The sequence below is a fragment of the Nitrosospira sp. Nsp11 genome (assembly GCF_900142705.1).
Taxonomy (GTDB): Bacteria; Pseudomonadota; Gammaproteobacteria; order Burkholderiales; family Nitrosomonadaceae; genus Nitrosospira.
In genome coordinates this window covers 101,347-122,239 of sequence record NZ_FRBV01000004.1, presented here as the reverse complement: position 1 = coordinate 122,239, position 20,893 = coordinate 101,347, and the positions used below count along the sequence as shown (strand labels likewise).

Here is a 20,893-nt window from a genome sequence, read left to right as displayed (position 1 = left end):
AGAAAACGTCAGGCATAGCCTGACCTACAAACCTCGACATTCGGATAGTCAAGAGTAATGTCAGGCGTCTGACCTACAAACCTGGAGAGATTTTTTCGATAATCGACGTAATGGTGTTGCGGACTCTTGTACAGTAATCTTATGTCACATTTCCAGCCGCTTCGCTTTCCAATAGGCAGATTTCCAATAGGCGCTGTTCAAATTTGAAATGGCGACGCCCTGCTTGGTCGATGCATGCATGAACCTGCCGCGCTCGAGATAGACCCCCACATGCCTGAGCGATATACCCGTCTTGAAAAAGACCAGATCGCCCGTACGCAACTCGTCTTTATCGATGTGGACTCCCAGCTCTATCAGCGAATCGGTTGATCTTGGCAGTACAATGCCCAGCTTCGATTTGAACGTTAAATGGACGAACCCGGAGCAGTCTATGCTGTCCCTGCTCAACCCCCCGATCTGGTGCGGCGTGCCCTTCCATTCCTCATACTGGGCGTAGAGAATTGCCTTCAGCGATTCCGAGTCGCTCAGGTCGATGTCCTCGGCTGCGCTCGTATCCATCCGCGGGTAGGCCGCTCTTGTCATGCCTCTTTCAGGCACATGGGAGCAACCCATGAGCGTCATGATTACAAGCAAACCGATAAACCAGAGTTTATTTTTCACAAGCGACCTCTCCTCTGGAATAAGCCGTCCTTCTCCAGCAAACGGAGGGATAACGGTATTCAATACGACATATTCGGGCGCGTTTTCGCCAGAAGTTTAATGCCTGCAACCTTCCATCGCAATAAATTAGCAGAATCATTATGAAACGAATTCTAATCCAGCAGCGCTAGCTCAGCAATAACAGATGTTCCGAAGGTTGCCAAAGGCCAAGTAGACTCAGGTATACGTGAGCCAGCACCGAAAAAATATTCAATTTCGTAGGATGGGTGGAGCAAAGCGCAACCCATCAAAGCAAAAACCATGGGTTACGGCTTGCAGCCTTCACCCATCCTGCTATTTTGTGAAACTCCAGCCGGATCGAATTAGCCCAAGTGGAGGGTAACCCGACAATAAAACCGAAACTGGACCGACCTGTCGCGAATGACCTGCCTGATTGTCCAAACGTTACACCTTCTGGAAATCGTATATGGGCCCCAACAACAAAATGCGTGTAAGTTCATCGAGCGCGGTACGGCTCTCGTGCAATAGCGCGGGATCTCCCAGATCATTCGGGGAAATGCGGTCGCGATAATGCTTCTCGATCCACGCCTTCAGCTCGTCATAAAGACTCTAGTCGAGGATAATGCGGCTAGCCCTGGCGACAGAATCGAATTGCGGTTCGGTGAGGACAACACGTAGCCGCAGGCAAGCCGGTCCGCCGCCGTTTCTCATGCTCTGACGCAAATTCACATATTCGACACGCGAGATGGGATTAGATGCGTCGCTGGCAATACGTTCGAGAAAAGTCCGTGCAGACTCGGAATTCTGGCATTCAGAAGGGGCCAGGATCATCATTCCCCGGTTGGGAAGACTGATCAACTGACTGTTAAACAGGTAAGTGCTTACTGCCTCGGCAAGCGGGATGTCCGATTCGCCGGCTTTTATGAAGTGAACCGGACCACCGGGGAAATTGGACGCTTGAACGATGGCTTCTTCTGTTTTCCGCGGATCAAGAAATGCCGCTTCGTGATAGAGCAGGACATTGCAGTTTGTCACCGCGACCACGTCATTGTGAAACGCGCCGGCATCGATGGCTGCGGGGTTCTGCTGGACGAACAGTTGCCTTCCGGGCTTGATCCTGTGAAGCCTGGATATCGCCTTACACGCGTCCAATGATTGGCGCGCGGGAAACTTCAGCGGTTGCGCCGCATCGCCGCCCGCGGATCGGCCGAATACGAAAACCTCCAGCCCGGGCTCACCGTGATCCGAACACAACCGCATATGGTTGGCGGCGCCTTCATCTGCGCAATACAGGTTAGGCGGGAGCGGATCATGATGCTTGAAAAACTGCTCATCGCCAAAGATCCGTTTCAGGATTACCGATGTGGCTGCCGCCTCGATGCTCCGGTGGAATTGAGAGGGCAAATTAGCCGGGGTGATGTGGATTTTGGCATCTTCCGTATCCGCGCTCGGGGAAACCGTGGCTGCGTTCGCCACCCACATGCTCGATGCCGAGCAGCATGCCCGAAGCAACCCCGGCGCCACCGCTGCGGCCTGGCGGACAACCGAAGCATCATTACCGGAAAAACCCAATTTCCTGAGCGCGCCAACCGCCGGGCGATCTTGCGGAGGCAATACGCCCTGCCGAATTCCCAGATCGGCGAGGCGCTTCATTTTCTCCAGTCCTTGAAGAGCCGCCTGCCTGGGGTTGGATTCAGTCAGCGCGTTCTCTGCCGCGGCAATGTTACCCGTAGCCAGTCCGCTGTAATTATGCGTTAAGCCCACCAGGCCATCAAAATTGACTTCGTGTGCGCTCATGCACGCAGACCGGCAGCTAAATTATGCGCGGCGGAAGATTTATCTCTGCGATGGCTCATGACTATGTATTTTCCCTGGAAGCGTAGTGGCGTTCGCGGCTGCGTTTTCGAGCCGCCGGGCCTTTTTCTCCAATCCCCCAATCACCAGTTTCTGGATGCGCTTATGCGGAAGTGCTTCGCCCGCCGCCCAGCGTGAAACCGTGGACGGCGCAAATTCGAATTCATCCGCGATAGCGCGTTGCGAGAATCCCACGATATCGCCATGCTCGACCAGCCATGAAAATTCCGCGGGATCGCCCGTCCACTTCGCGCAAATACGGCGGTACTGCTCAATGGTAACCATGCCTTATTTCATCTCCATTCGAACCTGTCCCACCTCAGGATATAGTTGAATAACGCAATTATTTATATTCCAATTTTATTTAAATGTCAATTTAGTATATCGTTAAATGCAATTGTGAAAAAATGAGTACAGGGGTTCGAATCCCCTTGGGAACGCCAGCTTCCAATTAGGCGTCTTTTTATTAATCTAGCAGCGAATTTGCCTACGGCTTTGCAGGCCGTAGCACACCCGTTAGGCTTTCTGCCATTGGAAAAAATTTCGTGGAATTGATTCCCGCCTCGCCGCCCCAATATGGAGGAACGAAGAAGTTATTCAGGTGTCCTAAGCACCTGAATCCGCAAGCGGAGGATCAAACCGGCGAAACAGCAACAGTAATCATGTGAGGCACAGTGGCGCGAGCAGCGCGACAGGGAGGCAATACAGTGACGATAACTCATGCAGTTGTCCGCGCGGCGGGCCTTGGTGATGTTGGTCACATATTGGCGGAGTATCGCGAAGCGATTAAAAATTTGCCGATGGAAGAATCGGCAAATCTCCTGTCGCGACCCTATGATGAATTCAAGGCAGCCGTTGAGAACGGGCTATTTTTCGTTATAGAGAACGCTGTCGGCAATTTCATGGCTGGCGCAGGCGTATTCGATCTTGAAAACCCGACCGAGAAAGAGCTGGGAATGTGCTACGTGAAAAAAGAGTGGAGGGGCTTCGGGTTGCAAACGCTTCTTTTGCAAGTCAGGGTTTGCGCCGCGACGCTCGGTCAGGTCCCTGAGAAAAACGGAAATGACAACACGAACAAAAACTATGCAGCGTTAATTGCTGGCGTCAAACCGGCAAATGCGCACTCGGCCGCAAACACGACAGAACTTGGATTCGAACCGCTTGCCGTACCCTCGGCTGCGCTGTTCGCCGCATGCGCTTCCTGCCGAACTCCGCCAGCTTCGGGCTCGGGGAGAAAATGCTGCTGTGATTTCTTCTATCTTTCTGATGACAGACGAGCTGAAGCCATAGAGAAAAGCTTGCAAATGGAAAACTGGAGCACGATAAGGAACGGCAATCAGCTCATCATTACATTGAAAATTCGCCACTTACAAGATCCTGATTTCCGAAACGCGCTGCAGGATATCGTGCATGAACTACGGCATGAGATGAGCGGCGCAGGCGCGTCGATGGCCTGCTATTAACAATAATACTGCCCGGGCTCATCGCTTCTATAGGATGCCCTTAAGGATTTACACCTTGCAAGCAACGGGTAATAAAGTGTAGGGCGACAATAAGCGAAGCGCATTGCGCCGTATGGAAACTATTCAACCCTCCCAATCACATCGAGTAATCTACAGTCAGCATCTCCAGGAGGTGGCCGCTGGGATCGCGGAAATAAACGCCGCGTCCGCCATCATTATGATTGATGCTCATGTTTTCCGGCTCAAAGGGACCGCTGCCATACTTGATATTTTCGGCCTTGAGGCGTCCGAATATCTCGTCGAATTCCTGCTCGCTAACCTTGAAAGCATAATGATGAGATTCGAATTTCTCCCTGTTGTCGAAATCCAGGGATAACGTATCGTTCACCTTTACAACAACGAAGTGCGAGAACTCGCCAAAATAGTCGAAGCCAAATATTCTCGAATAGAACCTGGCCGACTCCGTCTTGTTATGCGAAGGCACAATGGTATGATTAAGCGTGATTGTCATGTGTAAGACTCCCATTCGAATAGACAATGCGGGAATCTCACCTTACCCCCAACCGTTGCGGGTATCAAGCAAGCCCCAGGCATATTCCATGCATGCCGTGGTCAGGCTGAGCTCTTTTATTGCCAGCCACCCCTTAATGAAAGAATTCGAAAAACTTCAGGGCCTTCTCTCCCGATCCGCTTTGCTGCTGCGCGAAATAGAAAACATCAACCAGATTCCGCCGACCGACGCGAACAGGTAACCGAGCAGTCCGAAGAAGGGCAATCCCAGCAGGGTCGGACCACCTGATACAGTCATGACGATGGACGAGCTGACGATAATCGCCGCCACGACGATGCCGACGGTGAGCCGGCTGGCGGCGCCGTCCAGCTGGGCGCCCAAATGCTTGAGAGGCAAAACGTCAACCTGAATATCCAGCTTGCCGCGGCGGGCGGCTCGCAACAACCGGGTGAGATCTCGGGGCATATCAGCTAGCAGGCTGGCTATCTGGGTTGCCGTCCGCATGCTCCGTTTCGCCATTGCCGACGGAGCATAGTGAGCACTTATCGCATCGCGAAGAACGGGCAACGCTTCGCCGGCCATATCCAGATCCGGATCGAGCTCTCGTCCCATGCCTTCGAGCGTAATGAAGGTCTTGACGAAGAGCGCCAAGTCCGGCGGCAAATGAAGCTGATGCCCACGCAGGATGCCTACCAGATCGGATAGCATGAAGCCAAGCCTAAGCTGTTTCAATGGCACGCCGAGATATTGGTCGACGAACGCCTGAATTTCGGCCGTCAGTGTTTCTTCATTAACCTCCCCGTCTACTGCCCAGTCGAGTAGCACATCGGCGACCTGTGCGGGTTCATGTTGCACCAAACCCAGCAAAAGCTGGATAAGCTGGCCCCTTCGATCCTCCGTAAGCCTCCCGGTCATGCCGAAGTCGATCAGGGCGATGCGATTGCCCGGTAAATAAAACACATTGCCAGGATGCGGGTCGGCGTGGAACACCCCATCCAGGACGATCATCTTTACCACTGCGGCGACACCACGCCGGGCGAGAATCTTTCGGTCAAAACCGGCACGATCGACAGCAGCGAGATCACGGCCGGGGATGCCTTCGATATAGTCCTGCACGCACACCCGCTCGCCCGTCCATTGCCAGTAGACTTTGGGGATAACAATGATGGGAAGCGGGGGGTGAAGTTCGGCCAAGGCTTCAGTAGCGCGATCATCCGGAGGACTCTCATCGCGCGGGTGAACAGGTCCGGTGTATTCCACGAAATTGGACGCGATGCGTTCTGCGCTACGACATTCAGCTGCGAAATCAAGCTCTCCCCGAAGCGATTGGGTAAATTGCCGAACGATATCCTGCCCGCGAAAATGGCGCAGCTCGGAGTTTCCCGTCTCGATCAGTTCGGCCAGCCTTGAGAGCCAGCGCAAATCAGCCTCGATGACCGCCCGGATGCCGGGTCGGCGCACCTTCACTATCACCTCGGTGCCATCTTCCAGGCGGGCACGGTGCACTTGTGCAATCGAACCCGTTGCCAGGGGCTGTGGATCGAACGCAACAAATACCTCCTCGGGCGCGGCGCCAAGGTCTTCGGTAAGTTGCCGATGGATCTCGGGATAAGGAGAGGGGGGAGTGCTGTCCTGCAACTTGCTGAATTCGGCGATCCACTCGGGATCGAAGAGATCAACGCGGGTCGCGAGAATCTGGCCCAGCTTGACGAAAGTCGGCCCCATCTCCTCAAGCGCCCGGCGCACGCGAGCGTGGGGTTCGAGCTGAGCCAATTCGCTCGCTTCATTCCAGCGCAATACGCGGCCGGTCCGCTCCAGCGCATTGGCGAGCCCCATTCGCCGCACCATATCGCCGAAGCCGTAACGGATGAGTATAGATGCGATCTCGTGCAAACGTCCGAGGTCTCGTGCCGCCATAATTGCCTGCCAGAAGAGCATCAGCGATCCTTCCAATACATTTGTGTCATAAATTTACCGTAGTCTCGTAAAGGTCATTTCATTTCATCAGTATTGGTAGTCTCACCGGCTTAATCTCGCAGCAGCCTGGCAACGTTATCGTATAACCAGGCCGTTAGCGCCTGAGCATTGGCGCCATGGTGGATCTCGCGATGACAATTGGGACAGAGCGCAACCGCATTCGATACCGCGTCCGCTCCGCCCTCCGCCAGTTGCCGGACATAATGCAATTCGAGGTAAGGCAAACCGTCGGCGCCATTAAACGGAGCGGGCTGCTCGCAGCATTCGCAAATTTCCCCCGCTTGCCGTAAAACCCAGGCCTTGACTGCGGTATCCCGCTGAAACTGCGTGATTGCTATGCGTCTGGCCTTTGGGCTGGGATTACCGTTCGGCTTGGGGAGATTTTTTCGCCGGGCTTCTTCTCGCACGGTGATCTCGAAGGCAGCGACGGCCGCCGCCTTTTGACCGTCGAGCTGGGTAAATAATTTTTCGATCTGGTCCGCAACGTCAGCATCGACATTTTTTGCAGGCTTGAGGCCGGTCAACCAGCTGCGCCCCATAAGCGAGAGTATGTATGAAATGTTCTGCATCCGATTTTCGAATGCCTTTTCGCTTCGGCCGAACCGCTGCGCCAGTTTCCTGTAGTACTGTTTCTTTGCGATCAGCTGGCCTGCACGCTCTTTGCGCTGCATCTCGACATAGCATTCAACTGACGCCTTCAGTTCTTCGTTGCTCCAACCGTCACTCATGCACGTACGTATTGAACATAATAATATCTTTGCTGGTTTACAGTCGGGCGCTTTAGCGCTTCTTGTTGCGCTACCGCAAATGTACACTGACCAGGCAGGTACCGGTAAATTCCCCGGTTTTAGAATCACCGTCCCGAGAGCTACGGCTAGGCCGATGGCCGTGCCAGTGCTTGGGTGACGCTATACCAGTGCCTGGACAGCCAATCGCATCAATTGACCAATATCTTACACAACTTGACGCATCTGTGAATGATCAACAGTCCTTGATGCCCATCTTATCCTGTATCAAATCCTGCATCACGTTTCGCCAGCAAATGCTTTCCAAGTCGCTATTCATTTACTGATGTGTCTGTGTAAATTGCCTCTGCAATAAGTGCGGCACCGCACAGAACCCGGCAACTTCCTATCCGCAAAATTAGTGTGTACTTCTATCTTGTTTTCGATACCCGGAAAAAAAAACAGACAACGGTTTTAACAAAAAGAGGGAGATTTTTAGCTGATGCTATTATTCTCTTACTTGAATGGAGCTACCATGAAACGTTACCGGATATTTAATTCAGCTGCTAAATTTATAGCGGCACTTTGCGTGACTGTCGGCTTGACTATTGGTTTAAGTGGCGCTGTTCATGCACAGGACGGGGCATCTGGACAGGATGCTTCAGCTCCAGCCGGAAAATCCGCTGTCGGAGCAAAAAAATATTTGCCGTGTGGCGGCCCCAGCGTAATTCAATGCCCGCAGGGCCTGTCGTGCGTTGATGATCCCGGGGATAAGTGCGACCCTACCAAAGACGGCCTTGAGTGTCCCGGAAAATGCGTGGCCGGTGCCGGGGGAGAAAGCAAATTCAAGCAGCCCTGCGGTGGACCCAGCAGGATCAACTGCATCGGTGGCATGGTGTGCGTGGATGACCCGTCCGACAACTGTGATCCCACCAAAGATGGTCTTGATTGCAAGGGAATGTGTGTGACCAAGCCCTATTAAATCCACCTGGTATGCGGTTGTTGCATATGATGCAGCGGACGGATGAGATCGAGCTAGTGTAATTGACCTCATCCGTCCTTTGGAGCGTTTTGGTTAACCGCAACGGGAATTACTACTAATGGATGAAGAGTGTAGGTATAGCGTCCCTGAATCCCTGATTTACCGGTTGATGCCGTAGCGGTTGCTGCTATGCCTGCCTATGCGGCATTGACTACCCGCACCGGAAGATTCATCGGGATGTGAATCGACCCTGATTCAGCTTGATGTATCCACTACAAAAATCAAGCTATAAACAGGGGATTTCTTGGCGTCCCCAAGGGGATTCGAACCCCTGTACTCACCGTGAAAGGGTGATGTCCTAGGCCACTAGACGATGGGGACTGAAGGACTTTAAACAAATTGCAGTCAGTTTGCGATATTGCCGGAAACTGGTGGAGGTAAGCGGGATCGAACCGCTGACCTCTTGCATGCCATGCAAGCGCTCTCCCAGCTGAGCTATACCCCCGACAAAATGAACGCGAATTATACTGAGCCGTCCAATTCCAGTCAATGCAAAGCCACAGTATAGTGTAAAGCAGATCAACGATATGCTGTATTTTGCCGTCCGCGCGGGATCAGGCAGGAAAATTTGCCAACTGGTTATCCATGCGCTTTAGCGTTTCTTCCCTGCCGAGTATTTCGAGCACTGCGTTTATTGAAGGAGTCTGCGCTATACCTGCCACCATTACTCGCAGCGGCATGGCCACTTTGGGCATTTTCACACCGTGGCCCTTGGCGGCGGTCTTGATAGCGTCGTTGATTGCATCGCTTTCCCATTCGATAACAGCAAGTTTCTGCCTCAGATCGAGAATAACCGGTTTTACCTCGGCGGTAAAATGTTGCGCCTTGAGTTCCTCAACGGGTTCCAGCGCGCGAAAGAAATAGACTGCAGCGTCGGCCAATTCCGCTACGGTATTGACCCGTTCCTTGAGCAGATTCACCACGCCCGTGAGACTCGGCACACTTTGCCCTGAAGTGTTGCAACCATCCGCTTCAAGAAAAGGCCGAACCAGTTCCGCCAGCCGCGCATTGTCGACAGTCTTGAGATATTGCTGGTTGAGCCACTGCAATTTTTCCGGATTGAACTTGGCCGGAGAACGGTTGATCGCCGAAAAATCGAACCACTCAACCAGTTGTTCGCGGCTGAATATTTCTTCGTCACCATGCGACCAGCCCAGCCGCGCCAGATAATTTATCAGCGCCTCGGGCAGATAACCATCTTCGCGGTACTGCATCACTGAAACCGCGCCATGGCGTTTGGACAATCGCTCGCCATCGGGCCCCAGTATCATCGGCACATGGGCGTATTTCGGCAACGGCGCGCCAAGTGCTTTAAGAATATTGATCTGACGTGGCGTGTTATTGACGTGATCGTCGCCACGGATCACATGGGTGATATTCATATCCAGGTCATCAATCATCACGCCAAAGTTGTAAGTCGGCACGCCGTCGGCGCGCAACAGCACGAGGTCGTCCAGTTCGCTGTTGGCTACGGTAATCTGACCCTTGACCAGGTCATTAAATGTTACCTCTCCTTCCAGCGGATTCTTCAGTCGCACCACCGGCTTCACCCCCGCAGGCGGCGTTTGCTTTGAATCGCGCCAGCGCCCGTCGTACCGGGGCTTCAGCCCCGCCGCACGCTGCTGCTCGCGCATCGCGTCCAGCTCCTCCCTGCTGCAATAGCAGTGGTATGCCTTCCCCGCCCGCAACAACTGTTCCGCCACTTCGTGATAGCGAGCCAACCGCTGCATCTGGTAAAACGGCCCTTCGTCGTAATCGAGCCCCAGCCAGGCCATGCCGTCAAGTATCGCCTGAGTGGATTGCGCAGTGGAGCGTTCGAGATCGGTATCTTCTATGCGCAGAATGAATTTACCGCCGTGCCTGCGGGCATAAGCCCAGGAAAACAATGCGGTGCGCGCACCGCCAATGTGGAGATAACCGGTGGGACTGGGAGCGAAACGGGTACGAATCATGAGGGGATACAAAATGCCGGTTGGAAAGCGCGAACGCGAAAGTGCTCTATTTTACGCGAGCCTGTCGTTCGGTGTTGAGTCATTCACTGGCGCAACAGCTTGTATAGGGAACGTGCACGTTGAGTGCGTTGACCGGAATCCGCGATTTATGCTCTAATTGCGCCTCCCTCAGCGGTTATTCAAACAAACCCAGCGGGCGGTTAACTCAGCGGTAGAGTGCCACCTTCACACGGTGGAAGCCACTGGTTCGATCCCAGTACCGCCCACCAATAGTCCAGGACGATCTCGATTTCATCGACTTTAACTCGCGCGCCTGCTACCTGATTGCACTTAACCTCATGGTCTGCTTGCGCGAGAAATCTCCCAGCCCCTTCATTGTCACCAGTCCGTCATTATTTTCATGCGCGCGGGGATTGGCCCATCCCTCCCAGCAGTTGCGAGGTGAACAATCCGTTTCTATCCTTCTCCCATCATAAGCCAGATCGAACAGATCCTCGGCGGGTAATGCCGGCGACATGAATCATCGTCCATTGGAATTCAAACTGATCCGAACCGTCACCAGCAGGCGCTGGTCGAAGACGAACTCGTGCGAGGTGCCGAGGTGTGCTCAAAAGTGACAGATTTGAGGTGAACCGGCAAGAGATTCACGCTCCGCTCTATGAGAGGCTCGAAAAGTGCAACTCCTCCGGCCTACTCGCCCAGTGATGCGGTTGAATATCCTTATGTGACTTTACGGGGGCCGCTACCGTTGGGCAGGTTGTGATTGGACGTGGTATTGCCGAACACGGTCGGGCCATAGTTAAACGCCACCAACGCGATATAGCCGCCGAAAGTCGTGAAAATGTGCTCCACCTGGCCGGTATTGGACGCCACGCAAGCCCGTCCATATTGGCCCCGGTGAAGTTGGTCCCGTAAATGTAGGTACTCTCGACACTAGCGGCGGAAAATTCATATTCTGTCGACATAGTTAACCGGCGCATGATCTGCCAATGGCCTTGGGGGTTCCTCAAAGATCTTTAGCGGTGTAAAAAAGGAGTTTTCTTTGGCCTCGGTTTGCGGCTCCGTAAGCAACTGTAATAAACCAACATGGCGAAATCCCAATACTTCAGGCGGAAGCAGTGCTGCTGCATCTTTATTGTCAACAACACGATGGATCGGTAGTGTTTGCAGGGACGTAACAAATGCTTCGTTTCCCACCCGTGGTGATCCAAATGTATAAACCGCCCGCGGTTTATATCGCGATGCCGCCAAGGTGGCAAGCGCTCCGCCTAAACTATGACCGGTATAGAAGATCGGGCAGACAAGCGGAGAGAGCTCTTTCTCAATCTTATCCCACACCGAGTCAAGCGCCTTTTTAAAACCCTTGTGAATCCCTATTTCGTTTCGGTCCCATGGAAGTATTCCACATTCAAAGTCGGTAACATAATCCCTGTTGCTATCGGTACCTCTGAATATCAGAATTGCAAAGGAAGGTGAAACGATGGGTTCAACGAGCATTGCATGAGTATCCATTTCCGGTGAAGCAAAAAAGGCACGCTGTTTCAATCCCGCCTTTTCCAAAAAGCGCGCTCGGGTCGGCTGCGGAGCCGATATCACTTCCTCGATATCTTGTCGATAAATCAATCTGCTGAGCTCCGCGAGCCACAGCGCATTGGTGCGACTGTACTCATGGGCTGCCTCAGGTTCAAATGGTGGGAATTCCCTGCGAGAAAAGAAGTCAGTCGCCCCTCCCGGGTTCAAGAGGTCTTGCCATGTTGTCGTTAACATCGTTCAAACCTGGGAGTAGAAATTTCTATCGACATTAAGAGGGTATGTACCTTCACCATCTGATATCCAAACAATCTTGCATGTTTAAGTCTTGGGTCCCCTATAGGGGCAATAGGTTGGATCAGGCAAGACCCCGCGCTTGAGATTTTCATGCAACACGCGTAATCCCATCTATTTTGTCCCCTGCCATCAGGTTGCCCCGCATATTGTTGGTGATTTAATTGATACACTGTTGATTTCGAGGCAAGAGGTGTCATGAACATTTATCTCATTTCTCAGTATGAGAATACAGGTTTTAACACCTACGATACCGCTGTTGTCATTGCGGAATCCGAGGAGGCGGCACGGCTCACTCATCCCTCTGGCGAAGAGGAGTGGATTGACGAATCCTGGGCGGATCCGGAAGACATTGAAGTAGAACTATTAGGGGAGGCGGTGGAGGGCTCACGGGCCGGCGTAGTGTGCGCCAGTTTTCATACTGGCTGAAATAACTCTGAGCCCTGTATTAGTTGTGCTGCGTTCCACCCCAATGTTCGCCAAGCGCATCAGTATTGCCGGTGGCAAGGGCTTTGGCCAGCCCGTAAGTACACTGGATGGCGCTATCCGAGCCTATCCCAATATTCCACTTCCACAATGTCGACCTTGAGCAAGGTTAAGTCCGGATCATCCAGTCCGTTTGGAAACCAGGGCTTTATCTCTGGAGTCCACAAGTCTTTCATTTTGTCGTTGTCATGTACGAATTGCGCACTGCCTGATATGGAAAGGTAATCCTGCTTGTCCGTGCGGACATAGCAAAGGTTGACTTGCCACTGCCGCTGCCCTTCCACAAACTTTAGTGACGATTGCGAGGTAAAAAACCAGAGATTACCTTCGGCATCGAGTTGCATGGTCGACATGGGGCGACTGCGCAGGGTGCCGTCTCTCTCCACGATGGTCAGCATTGCGAATTTTGTATCCCCTACCATTTCAGCCACTTTTTTTAATGCGGCATCGTGTTGCTCTTCAATTTGCATGATGGTTCCTTTTTATATTGAATGATGAGGTTTGGTAAATCAGGATTTTCTTGTTTTCCTGACGCTTCAGGTTGCTGTATAACCACAAGGTCAGGCACTTTACACTAGCGCTGTGAGGGCGGGCCATGCCAGCAATTCTGTAAGCTTTATATTCGTGCGCGTTCGGTGCATTACTATGCCGTGTCGTACCTCATGAAAATTTTCACCTCCAACTCGTTCGTTGGGCATCTCTGAACAAATCTTCCACAAAGTGCTGGGCTGGCGGCTTAGCTGGTAAAATCGGGAACGCCCGTCGCATGTCGAAGGTGACGCCTCGCAATTCTACTAGTGCAACTCATCATTTGGTTATGCTCGCGCCTTACCAACGCAACATCGCAAAGCAATATCGCTGATATTCGGTTGCGGCTAATGTGTCGTGTTGTTGCGTAGTTTTGATGGGTTGCACTACGCTCTACCCATCCTACCCAAGCTGCATACCCGTTAAACTGAGAATGGTGCATAGGCATATTGTAAGATATATGCAGTGGGGGAAACCTGCATGAGTATGAGCATCTCAAGAATTCTGCAATATCTCCTGCTCTTGCTCGGCGGCTTTTTCGCCCATGCGCTCCCGCTTGCGCCCGCATCGGCACAAAACTCCATTGATATCGAGTTCAAAGACAACGGCCAAACTGTCAGGACTCTGCCCCTGAATGATCTTCGCGCTATCGCAACCGTGGTTTCGATAAAGGTTTTTGAAGTGCACGAAAAAACGGAGCGTATTTATCGCGCTTTGCCAGTTCGACCTGTATTTGACAAGGTATTCGGGAAAGATTGGGAAAAGGCGCAGGAGATCATCTTCACGTCCATCGACGGGTATCAGCCCAGCATTCCGGTGGTGAAGTTGCTCGCACACGACGCTTATTTCGCTTTCCCGCACGAGGACGGCATGCCATTTACATTGACTAACAGGCTGCAAAACAATGAAGTCGTGCAACTCGGCCCGCTCTACCTGGTCTGGGACAATATCAAGTCAAAAGAATTACTCGATGCCGGCGCATCGGATATGCCCTACCAGATCAAGCGCGTCGAGCTTAAATTCGTTGCGCCTTTTCCAAATATGGTTCCCCCGGCAGGATCATCAGCGAAGGCGCAGCGCGGATTCATGCATTTTCGCCAGCACTGCATGGCATGCCACACCATTAATGGTGAAGGCGGAGGTAAAGCGCCGGAACTCAATTACCCGGTAAGCGTGACAGAATATATCAAACCCGAGTATTTGAAGCGCTGGATTGTAAGTCCGCAGAGTATCCGGTACAACACAACGATGCCAGGGATTACCGGCGCGATCCTCGACCGTGAAACGGCCACTGAAGAACTCATTGCCTATCTCAAGGCGATGAGCAATGCCAAGCGTATTCCGGCGAATCAATGAGGGGATTTTTTACTTTTAAGTCCGAAAATGCCGCTTCCTCGACGATTTGTGCACTCACCGGATAACAAATCATCAATTATTGAGCAGTTATTACCTCACCGACCTGTTAGTGGTTGAATCCCTCATCCCAGCACCCCTTTCGGCCATTTACGACTGGGTGCATACTAATGTTGTCTGCGAGGTGCTTCCTTTCGTGGAAAATTAATAGCAGAGGAGACAGTCATGCAGCTTTTGTTAATAGTCGGTATTGCCGCCGCCATCGCTGCCGTGGCATTTGCTCTGCAGAACAGCATACCAGTGACAGTCACTCTGGGTTTATGGACCTTCGATAGCTCTCTAGCCATGGTATTGCTGCTCGCGATAGGCATCGGCGCCGTTATAGCGCTATTGGTATCCTGGCCGGGCATAATCAAGAATGTCTGGAAAGGCTCGCAACTACGCCGCAGGGTCAACAAGCTGGAAGATGATAAGGCCGCGCTGGAGCGTCGCGTCACTCAACTGGAAGAAGAGCTGATGAGAATAAGCCCCGAACCGATACCGGAAGAGCCCACCCGTTTTCTCGGACTGAAGTCAATATTATTAGGTAGCGAAGCCGAGAAACCGAAGGAGTAAGTGGGCTCAATTACATTTTTTCATGCATCTATGTGACTTGGGTGCTCCGTGCGCTGCTTGTGTTGCCGCGAGCAGCAGCATCCGGCGGGTAGAACCCGCCCTACTCTTAAGATGATGCTGGAATAGCAGAAATAATGGATTCGCTGCCGATGGGATCAACTGGTAGGTCGGGCTATGCCCGACATCGTTTCTTGATCATCGGGAGCAGCCCAACCTGACGTCAAACATTCATTCGGGATGGCCTGATTTCTAAATCGCCAAATAGTTGGATTGACAGCCATCCGGCGGGTAGAACCCGCCCTACTCTTAATATGATATTGGAATAGCAGAAATAATGGATTCGCTGCCGATGGGATCCACTGGTATCGATCAACTGGTAGGTCGGGCTCCGCCCGACATCGTTTCTTGATCATCGGGCGGAGCCCGACCTACCGTCAAATATTCATTCGGGATGGGCCGATTCCTCAATCGCCAAATAGTTTGCCATCAACTTCGCCCTCGGCAATACCCCAATCCGGTGGATAAACGCCTGCCGTCACGAAACGATGAAACGTGGAATAAGGCCAATCTGCGGCGCACTTGGCTAAGCCGTGTTTAACTGGATTCCAGTGGATGTAGTCCAGATGGCGGGTCAAGTCGTTGTCATTGCGGATGAAGTGTTCCCAATATCGGGGCTGCCAGAATCTTGTCTCAGGGGCCAAGCCCAAATTGTGCCGCGTCGCCCGTTTTATCTTTGCCCATCGTATCGGATAATCAGCATCATCTTCAGGCAAGCTCCAAATACAATGCAAATGATCCGGCAGCAATACCCATGCATCAATTTTAAACGGGTGCTCCTTGCGCACTGATTGTAGTGCCGCGTGCAGCGCAATGCGTGCAGCCTCTTGAGTAAATATGGGTTCTCGCCCAGCGGCCACCACGGTAAAGAAATAGGTTCCTCCGGCCTCTTGATGGCGGCGGTAATTTGGCATGGTGGTTTGTTTGATAGATCGGCAGTGTTCGGCGGGTAGAACCCGCCCTACCAGGCTGTGATGCAGGTCATCTGGTAGGTCGGGCTCCGCCCGACATCATTCGTTACCGCAAATCTGATCTGCTTGCTGAAAAAAATATTGTACAGTGATTGATATGGCAGGTGAACTGACTGAAGACCAGGCTTTCCAAAGGTATCCTTTGTCTCGCATTTGACCCGTGAGCTTTGATTACGAGCTTAGTGCTTTTACCTCTTCCTTCATATTCAGAATATTGGAATGCATGATGTCTGACTCTGATCCGTATGCCGAGGATGAACCGCCGTTCGTGCAACCACCCTTGAAAGCAAAAAAAGGCCGGGGTGCGGTTTCCAATTTGCAGGGACGTTATGAGCTATTGACGCGCGAAACTGTCGACGATGGCTGGTCTCAAGGTAATGTTGGGGAACGCTCCGGGGCCGACGTTGAAGCAGATTTCCAGGCGGATGGCGGTATCGACGTCGATGCGGGGACCGATCCCGTCCCAACCTGGAAGACTCAAGTGATCGAGGAACGAGCCAAAACGATCCTGAGCCGCAATCAATCCCCCGATGTTCCGTTCAGCATCTCGCTCAACCCTTATCGCGGCTGCGAGCACGGCTGTATCTATTGCTTCGCACGGCCCACGCACAGCTATCTCGGCCTGTCACCGGGGCTGGATTTCGAGAGCAAGATTTTCGCCAAGGTCAATGCGCCCGAGTTGCTGAGGCGCGAGCTGGCAAAAGCGTCTTATATACCTGAGCCGATTGCGCTTGGCGTCAATACCGATGCCTACCAGCCTTGCGAGCGCGAGCTGCGGCTGACGAGGCGCGTGCTGGAGGTGCTGTATGAGTGCGAACATCCGGTAGCGCTGATCACGAAATCGTCATTAATCGAACGCGACATTGATTTACTCGCGGACATGGCATCCCGTCGGCAAGCAATGGCAGCGGTAACCATCACCACGCTCGACCCGGCGGTGGCCCGTACCCTGGAACCGAGGGCAGCGGCGCCCGCCCGCCGTTTGCGTACTATTCGCACGTTGACGGATGCCGGGATTCCGGTAGGGGTCAGCGTCGCGCCGATAATCCCCTTCGTTACCGAACCTGATCTCGAACGCATATTGGCGGCTGCGGCGGAAGCCGGAGCCATCAATGCAGGCTACGTTATGCTGCGCCTGCCGTGGGAGGTGAGTCCGCTATTCCGACAATGGCTTGAAGCCCACTTTCCCGACCGCGCTGCCCGTGTGATGAACCGGGTGCAGGATATGCGCGGGGGGAAGGATTATGACGCCAGTTTCGGCAAGCGCATGCACGGGGAAGGCATCTGGGCTGACGTGATTCGCCAGCGCTTCGAGAAAACGGTTGCGCGCTTGGGCATAGGTATCCGTTCAGGTCGCTTCAAGGGGTTGGATAGCTCCAGTTTTCGCCCACCTTCGGTTGCCTCGGCAGTTGCGCCGGCTGAGGCAACTGCCAAGAGCGGCTCTTCAGGGGCAAAAAAAATGAGGGTGGAGGCAAAAAGCGGTAAATCAGGCGGCCAGCGTGAGCTTTTTTAAGGAATCCATCCCAGGCTCAGCTCTTGAGTTGCGTCCATACTTTTGATGGGTTTTGATGGGTTGCGCTTCGCTCTCCACCCACCCGGCCAAAGCTGCTGTCCTTATAGATTATCCAGCTATGCTATTGGCTCCAGGGGCTGCATTTCCGAGGGTGGCTGCGCCGATTCGATGGATTCCAGCCTCATCCACAAGCATTTACCTTTGCTTTCACGCTCGATGCTTTCCAGTTGCAGTGCGTGAGCTTCCAGCTCTTCCGGGGTAGGCGGTAGCACAGTCAAGTGAAGTTCGCTCAGGCTGATGGCAAAATCCAGCGCGGACGGCATTTCCAGATCCATCAGCAGGCTGTCCTGCCCGCGTGTCATGGCGAGGTACACTTCTGCCAGCAACTCCGCATCCAACAGCGCACCATGCAGCGAGCGCCTGGTGTTATCAACGGCGTAGCGTTCGCATAGCGCATCCAGGTTGTTTCTCTTGCCGGGATACAGCTCCTTGGCCATCTTTAAGGTATCCGTTACCGAATGGCAGCATTTACCTAGAGGTTGCAACTCGGCCAGGCCCAGCTCATGATCCAGGAATGCGACGTCGAAAGACGCGTTGTGCATGATCAGCTCGGCGCCGTCGATGAACTCAAGCAACTCGTGGACTACGTCACAGAATTTTGGCTTGTCCTGGAGAAATTCCGTCGTCAATCCGTGTACCTGCAATGCGCCCGCCTCGCTATCACGTTCGGGATTGAGGTAATAATGGAAGCGGCGGCCCGTCAATCTCCGGCTCAGCATCTCCAATGCCCCGATTTCAATAATACGGTGGCCCAGCCTCGGTTCCAGGCCGGTGGTTTCAGTGTCGATAAAAATCTGGCGCATAGGGTCAAGTCTGAGTCTGTGGCGCAAAAACCGTTAAAAATAAGCTATTTCCATAGACTTTCGTTAATTTCGCACTTCTCCGCAGCGCTGGGCGATCCGTCCAGATTTTCAAGTACACACTCCACCCCCCGGTTGGCAAGCTGATCCGCCTGTTCGTTGCCCTCATGGCCGGAGTGTCCGCGCACCCATAACCATTCGATGTTGTGGCGTTGCGTGAGCAGATCGAGCTCTCTCCATAGATCGTCATTTTTTACCGGTTTCTTGCTCGCAGTACGCCAATCGCGCTTTTTCCAGGAATGTATCCATTCGCTGATGCCTTTCTGCACATATTGAGAATCGGTATGCAAACGCACGTTACATCTCTGTTTTAGTGCTTCAAGCGAGCGGATCACCGCAAGCAGTTCCATGCGGTTGTTGGTCGTCAGTTTTTCACCGCCGAACAGCTCCCGCCTGTGCCCGTTGTATTGCAGTAACGCACCCCAACCGCCAACACCGGGGTTACCCTTGCAGGCGCCGTCGGTAAATATATCAACCACACCCGCGCAATCTGGCTTCACTCCCTGCCTTCCGCTGACATCTTGATGCGCGCGGCCCTGCGCGGCTCGCTGCCTGTCGTACCTTTTATCTTCTGCGCAACCGGGGCCATGCTTCCTCTTCTTGCACGCACTTCTTTCCACTCGGGCTTGATGACGCGCATACCATGGACGCGCTTTACGGCGTTCAGAAAATATACGCCTCCGGAAAATCGCCACCAGCGGCTACCCGCCGCCTCCATGAAATAAAACCGCGTCAGCCATTTTTCCTGGCTGAACGGCGGCGCATAACAGCATAGCCGGTCTTCGGTAATCTCGAAATCCAGCAGCGTCAACCAATCCTTGAGCCGTGGCAACGCAATAAAATTGCCGCGCCAGGGAAAGTTGCCCTCCTTGGGCGCCCCGAAAAGCCCGCGCACGCCCCACAAACTGCGTGGATTGAAGCCACAGACGATAACCTGCCCCTCAGGTATCAACACTCGGTGCACCTCACGCAGGATCTGATGCGGATTGGAGCTGAATTCGAGCACATGGGGAATCACCACCAGATCGATGCTGTTCGTTTCAATCGGCAAGAAATCAGGCGCTGCAAGCACTTCAGCGCTCCCTTCCGTTGCCGCGCAAAACTGGAACGGTATACGGTTGGTGCGCAAAAAGTCATATTGCGGAAATCCGATTTGCATGGCATTGTAGCCAAACACATTTGCCACAGCCTTGTCGAAATAGTTTTGCTCCCGTTCCAACAGATATTGGCCGAGGCAGGTTTCAAACCATTCCTGTGTATTTTTTTGAGGCATATATAATGTCTAGGGTGGCCGAAGCTCAAGAATTAAGCCAATTAAGCGATACGGAACACTATCGCAGGTAGATCAATAGGCTAATTGGCTAGCCAATCACCTTATCTTTGAACACGACGCCGAGCTATCGATTTTCCATCCTGGCTCACTCAACCGCCCGAACTATCATGACTACGCCATATATCGTTCCGATCCGTGCATTCACCGATAATTATATCTGGGTCATCCGCGACCATTGCCACGCTGCTGTCGTCGATCCGGGCGATGCCTCCCCTGTACTGGATTACTTGAGGCACGAAAAACTGAAGCTCATCGCGATTCTCAACACTCACCACCACCAGGACCACTCAGGAGGAAATGCAGCGTTGCTGCAGGAATTTACGGTGCCGGTTTACGGCCCGGAGAAGGAATCGATTCCTACGCTGACTCATCGCCTCAGAGAATACACCGAAAAAGAAAAGGAAGAGGGTAACGTCTATCTTTCGGAGTTCTCGCTCAGCCTCAAGGTGCTGGACATCCCCGGCCATACTGCCGGGCACATTGCCTATTATGGCGCAAACCTGCTGTTTTGTGGAGACACGTTGTTCGGTTGCGGCTGTGGACGATTATTCGAGGGCACCGCACGACAAATGGTCGATTCCCTGGAAAAACTGGCTGATTTACCCAAAGACACACTGATCTATTGCGGTCACGAATATACACTCAACAATATTCGCTTCGCCAGAATGGTCGAGCCAGGCAACCAGGCGTTGATCGAACGCGAAGCGGCAGCTGTAAAATTACGCGGGCAAAATCTTCCGACTCTCCCCTGCACTATTGCATTGGAAAAAGCCACCAATCCATTCCTGCGCTGCAACGAACCGGAAGTAATCCAAAATGCCAGCAATTATGCCGGCACACCGTTAACCGATCGTATCAGCGTGTTTGCTGCAATCCGTGCCTGGAAGAACCAGTTTTAACGCTCACGACAAATGATCGGCAGAGCAAAGCCTGCAAAAATCAAAGAACTCTCACCACGCCTTGTTGCGCTGAAGCCCAACCCCCGCAGCCAATAAGAAAAGCCTGTATAAACTTGGATACTTGCGCGCATGTGGCCGGGCAGACGAGGGGCCCGGCGTAATAAAAACCCCATGCGGCTCCCAGCCTGAAAACGCGATAAGGACAAGAAG

General features: G+C 53.0%; 20 protein-coding genes, 3 tRNA genes and 1 pseudogene. 8 read left to right on the top strand and 16 right to left on the bottom strand.

Annotated features, from left to right (window positions below; all coding sequences use genetic code 11):
* Nucleotides 1-144 precede the first annotated feature (144 nt).
* From BUA28_RS07110 to BUA28_RS07100, 3 genes and pseudogenes are all read right to left on the bottom strand, one after another.
* On the bottom strand, nucleotides 145-660 hold the full coding sequence (locus BUA28_RS07110) for an NlpC/P60 family protein (RefSeq protein WP_256598257.1): 516 nt from the start codon (nucleotides 658-660) through the stop codon (nucleotides 145-147).
* A 444-nt stretch (nucleotides 661-1,104) separates the two neighbouring features.
* Nucleotides 1,105-2,457: pseudogene (astB, locus tag BUA28_RS07105) on the bottom strand (N-succinylarginine dihydrolase).
* A gap of 39 nt (nucleotides 2,458-2,496) precedes the next feature.
* Nucleotides 2,497-2,799, bottom strand: coding sequence for a hypothetical protein (locus BUA28_RS07100; RefSeq protein WP_072767421.1), 303 nt, complete (start codon nucleotides 2,797-2,799; stop codon nucleotides 2,497-2,499).
* A gap of 422 nt (nucleotides 2,800-3,221) precedes the next feature.
* Here BUA28_RS07100 and BUA28_RS07095 point away from each other — a divergent pair, with 422 nt between their 5' ends.
* Entirely contained in the window at nucleotides 3,222-3,977 is a 756-nt protein-coding gene (locus BUA28_RS07095; protein ID WP_143148457.1) for a hypothetical protein, read from the top strand.
* Nucleotides 3,978-4,113: 136 nt separating this feature from the next.
* Here BUA28_RS07095 and BUA28_RS07090 read toward each other — a convergent pair whose 3' ends face one another.
* From BUA28_RS07090 to BUA28_RS07080, 3 genes are all read right to left on the bottom strand, one after another.
* Entirely contained in the window at nucleotides 4,114-4,488 is a 375-nt protein-coding gene (locus tag BUA28_RS07090; RefSeq protein ID WP_072767419.1) for a VOC family protein, read from the bottom strand.
* Nucleotides 4,489-4,644: 156 nt separating this feature from the next.
* The gene (locus tag BUA28_RS07085) at nucleotides 4,645-6,426 is read right to left on the bottom strand and encodes an ABC1 kinase family protein (protein ID WP_072767418.1); all 1,782 of its coding nucleotides are present in this window, start codon (nucleotides 6,424-6,426) and stop codon (nucleotides 4,645-4,647) included.
* Nucleotides 6,427-6,515: 89 nt separating this feature from the next.
* Nucleotides 6,516-7,193 carry an HNH endonuclease gene (locus BUA28_RS07080; RefSeq protein ID WP_072767417.1) on the bottom strand — a complete coding sequence of 226 codons (678 nt, stop codon included), beginning with the start codon at nucleotides 7,191-7,193 and terminating at the stop codon, nucleotides 6,516-6,518.
* A gap of 532 nt (nucleotides 7,194-7,725) precedes the next feature.
* On the opposite strand from BUA28_RS07080, the gene BUA28_RS07075 reads away from it, so the two are divergent.
* Nucleotides 7,726-8,172, top strand: a complete 447-nt coding sequence (locus BUA28_RS07075) for a hypothetical protein (RefSeq protein WP_072767416.1) — start codon at nucleotides 7,726-7,728, stop codon at nucleotides 8,170-8,172.
* Nucleotides 8,173-8,477: 305 nt separating this feature from the next.
* Here BUA28_RS07075 and BUA28_RS07070 read toward each other — a convergent pair.
* The 3 genes from BUA28_RS07070 to gltX form a co-directional block, all read right to left on the bottom strand.
* A tRNA-Glu gene (locus BUA28_RS07070) sits at nucleotides 8,478-8,553 on the bottom strand.
* A 48-nt stretch (nucleotides 8,554-8,601) separates the two neighbouring features.
* A tRNA-Ala gene (locus tag BUA28_RS07065) sits at nucleotides 8,602-8,677 on the bottom strand.
* A gap of 109 nt (nucleotides 8,678-8,786) precedes the next feature.
* The gene (gene gltX / locus BUA28_RS07060) at nucleotides 8,787-10,184 is read right to left on the bottom strand and encodes a glutamate--tRNA ligase (protein WP_072767415.1); all 1,398 of its coding nucleotides are present in this window, start codon (nucleotides 10,182-10,184) and stop codon (nucleotides 8,787-8,789) included.
* Nucleotides 10,185-10,378: 194 nt separating this feature from the next.
* On the opposite strand from gltX, the gene BUA28_RS07055 reads away from it, so the two are divergent.
* Nucleotides 10,379-10,453: transfer RNA gene (locus BUA28_RS07055), tRNA-Val, on the top strand.
* Nucleotides 10,454-10,500: 47 nt separating this feature from the next.
* Here BUA28_RS07055 and BUA28_RS07050 read toward each other — a convergent pair.
* Nucleotides 10,501-10,701: a hypothetical protein gene (locus BUA28_RS07050; RefSeq protein ID WP_072767414.1), complete on the bottom strand. Its 201-nt coding sequence runs from the start codon at nucleotides 10,699-10,701 to the stop codon at nucleotides 10,501-10,503.
* Nucleotides 10,702-11,132: 431 nt separating this feature from the next.
* Nucleotides 11,133-11,951: a lipase family protein gene (locus BUA28_RS07045; protein ID WP_083569913.1), complete on the bottom strand. Its 819-nt coding sequence runs from the start codon at nucleotides 11,949-11,951 to the stop codon at nucleotides 11,133-11,135.
* Nucleotides 11,952-12,206: 255 nt separating this feature from the next.
* On the opposite strand from BUA28_RS07045, the gene BUA28_RS07040 reads away from it, so the two are divergent.
* Complete coding sequence (locus BUA28_RS07040) at nucleotides 12,207-12,437, top strand: NUDIX hydrolase (RefSeq protein WP_072767412.1); 231 nt, start codon at nucleotides 12,207-12,209, stop codon at nucleotides 12,435-12,437.
* A gap of 113 nt (nucleotides 12,438-12,550) precedes the next feature.
* Here BUA28_RS07040 and BUA28_RS07035 read toward each other — a convergent pair whose 3' ends face one another.
* Nucleotides 12,551-12,964 (bottom strand): pyridoxamine 5'-phosphate oxidase family protein, encoded by a 414-nt coding sequence (locus BUA28_RS07035; RefSeq protein ID WP_218587242.1) that lies wholly within the window; start codon nucleotides 12,962-12,964, stop codon nucleotides 12,551-12,553.
* Between the two features lie 538 nt (nucleotides 12,965-13,502).
* On the opposite strand from BUA28_RS07035, the gene BUA28_RS07030 reads away from it, so the two are divergent.
* Together BUA28_RS07030 and BUA28_RS07025 are read left to right on the top strand one after the other, a co-directional pair.
* The gene (locus BUA28_RS07030) at nucleotides 13,503-14,378 is read left to right on the top strand and encodes a c-type cytochrome (RefSeq protein ID WP_072767411.1); all 876 of its coding nucleotides are present in this window, start codon (nucleotides 13,503-13,505) and stop codon (nucleotides 14,376-14,378) included.
* Between the two features lie 222 nt (nucleotides 14,379-14,600).
* On the top strand, nucleotides 14,601-14,990 hold the full coding sequence (locus BUA28_RS07025; protein ID WP_072767410.1) for a LapA family protein: 390 nt from the start codon (nucleotides 14,601-14,603) through the stop codon (nucleotides 14,988-14,990).
* Between the two features lie 464 nt (nucleotides 14,991-15,454).
* Here the strand turns inward: BUA28_RS07025 and BUA28_RS07020 are convergent, their stop codons facing one another.
* Complete coding sequence (locus BUA28_RS07020; RefSeq protein WP_072767409.1) at nucleotides 15,455-15,961, bottom strand: REP-associated tyrosine transposase; 507 nt, start codon at nucleotides 15,959-15,961, stop codon at nucleotides 15,455-15,457.
* 280 nt (nucleotides 15,962-16,241) lie between these two features.
* Between BUA28_RS07020 and BUA28_RS07015 the strand changes: the two genes are divergently transcribed.
* A complete protein-coding gene (locus BUA28_RS07015; protein WP_256598256.1) occupies nucleotides 16,242-17,531 on the top strand; it encodes a PA0069 family radical SAM protein in 1,290 nt (429 codons plus the stop codon).
* Between the two features lie 116 nt (nucleotides 17,532-17,647).
* Here the strand turns inward: BUA28_RS07015 and dnaQ are convergent, their stop codons facing one another.
* Genes dnaQ through BUA28_RS07000 form a run of 3 tightly spaced genes read right to left on the bottom strand, consistent with a single transcriptional unit; the run spans nucleotide 17,648 to nucleotide 19,724 of the window.
* Entirely contained in the window at nucleotides 17,648-18,394 is a 747-nt protein-coding gene (gene dnaQ, locus BUA28_RS07010; protein ID WP_072767407.1) for a DNA polymerase III subunit epsilon, read from the bottom strand.
* Between the two features lie 44 nt (nucleotides 18,395-18,438).
* Nucleotides 18,439-18,951 carry a ribonuclease HI gene (gene rnhA, locus BUA28_RS07005; RefSeq protein ID WP_072767406.1) on the bottom strand — a complete coding sequence of 171 codons (513 nt, stop codon included), beginning with the start codon at nucleotides 18,949-18,951 and terminating at the stop codon, nucleotides 18,439-18,441.
* Nucleotides 18,948-19,724: a class I SAM-dependent methyltransferase gene (locus BUA28_RS07000; RefSeq protein WP_072767405.1), complete on the bottom strand. Its 777-nt coding sequence runs from the start codon at nucleotides 19,722-19,724 to the stop codon at nucleotides 18,948-18,950. Before BUA28_RS07000 ends, rnhA begins: the two co-directional genes overlap by 4 nt.
* Before the next feature lie 167 nt (nucleotides 19,725-19,891).
* Between BUA28_RS07000 and gloB the strand changes: the two genes are divergently transcribed.
* Nucleotides 19,892-20,683, top strand: a complete 792-nt coding sequence (gloB, locus tag BUA28_RS06995) for a hydroxyacylglutathione hydrolase (protein WP_072767404.1) — start codon at nucleotides 19,892-19,894, stop codon at nucleotides 20,681-20,683.
* The last annotated feature ends 210 nt before the right edge of the window (nucleotides 20,684-20,893 follow it).